At 34.9% G+C, this 1,671-nt stretch carries 1 protein-coding gene; it reads left to right on the top strand.

The window, feature by feature from the left end:
* The first annotated feature begins 68 nt into the window (after window positions 1-68).
* Window positions 69-1,627 (top strand): IS3 family transposase gene (locus tag LOK41_RS28030; RefSeq protein WP_241819359.1). Its coding sequence is split into 2 segments (ribosomal slippage): window positions 69-702 and window positions 702-1,627, totalling 1,560 coding nucleotides; the frame shifts between segments, so codons are not numbered across the junction.
* The last annotated feature ends 44 nt before the right edge of the window (window positions 1,628-1,671 follow it).

The raw sequence follows: 1,671 nt of genomic DNA, 5'->3' as shown, positions 1-1,671 counted from the left end.
TGATATGCTCCCCTTTAGGTAGACAGATAAAAAATAAAAATCTGTTTGCTTGAAGGAGAGCTTTGTTAATGTCTAAAAGGTTTTACTCTGCGGAAGATAAATTTAATATATTAAAAGAATGGGAGGATGGTAATTATTCATTAAATGAACTTGAGTCCATTTTTAAAGTAAGTCGCATCACCATTTATAGATGGAAATATAAATTTGAGAATTATGGAACAGAAGGTCTAAAAAGGGCCTCTTCTTGGAAGAAATACTCCAAAGAATTAAAATTATCTGCCATAAAGGACTATCTCTCAGGTGAATACTCCCTTCGGGAGGTTACTAGAAAGTATGAAATCTCGGACGACTACATCCTACGAATGTGGATTAAAAAGTATAATAGTCATAGCAAATTAAATAATACAACTAAAGGACGGATAAATGCTATGACTAAAGGAAGAAAAACAACGTTAGATGAACGAAGGCAAATTGTGCATTACTGCCTCAAGAACAATAAAGATTTTCAGACAACAGCCGAGACCTTTCAGGTCTCTTATCAACAAGTCTATCGATGGGTTAGAAATTATGAAGTTGGTGGAGAAGAAGCCCTTAAGGATAATCGTGGAAAGAAGAAGGAAGAAGCTGAGCTTACATTAGAGCAGAAAATGAAATTGGAGATGCAAAGGCTTAAGAAAGAAAATGAGCGATTGTGTATTGAAAATGCTTTCCTAAAAAAGTTAGAGAAAATCGAAAGGAGGCGAAGATAAACCAGTTACGATTAGAGAATAAATATATCGCAATCCAGGAACTTCATCAGAATGAGGAGTTTCCTATTGTCATACTTTGTGAAATTGCTGGAATTGCCCGTTCTGCCTATTATAAGTGGCAAAATCGTACTTTTTCAAACCGAGAAGAGGAAAATGTAGAAATCATAAATGAAATAAAGAGTATTCATGATGAGGTGAAAGGTATCTTTGGTTATCGCCGCATGACTTTAAATCTGAATCGAAGATTCAAAAGAAAGGTTAATCATAAGAGGGTTTACCGGTTGATGAAGATATCTGGAATCCAAAGTGTAATTCGGAAAAAGAAGAAACACTTTAAAAAGCCCCTTCCCCATTACGTCGCAGAAAATATTTTAAATCGTGAATTTAAAGCTGAAAAACCGAATAAAAAGTGGGTCACTGACGTTACCGAGCTAAAGTATGGAGAGTCTAAAAAGGCTTATTTAAGTGCGATTCGTGATCTATATGATGGATCAATAATTAGTTATGTTTTAGGTCATTCAAACAACAATAAGTTAGTGTTTGCGACACTTGATCAGGCTACAGGCCTTTTAAATGGGGAGCACCCTCTTATTCATAGTGACAGGGGATTTCAATACACACACAGAGATTTTAAACAAAGAGTAGATAAGGCCGCAATGACACACAGTATGTCTCGTGTCGGAAGATGTATTGACAATAGTCCTATGGAATCTTTTTGGGGCACACTTAAAAGCGAAAAATATTATCTAGAAAAGTATAAGACATTTGAACAACTTTCTACAGCGATAAACGAGTACATACATTTTTATAATCATGATAGATATCAAAAAAAATTAAACGGACTTAGCCCTATAGAGTATAGAGCTAAAATCGCTTAATTCGTTTTATTATTTTCACTGTCTACTTGACAGGGGGCAGTTCA

Origin of the sequence: Bacillus sp. TL12, from assembly GCF_022625245.1 — a bacterium.
In the GTDB taxonomy this organism is placed as follows: Bacteria; Bacillota; Bacilli; order Bacillales; family Bacillaceae_G; genus Bacillus_A.
Note: the sequence above shows the minus strand (reverse complement) of the source record. Positions and strands in the feature narration are given on the sequence as shown.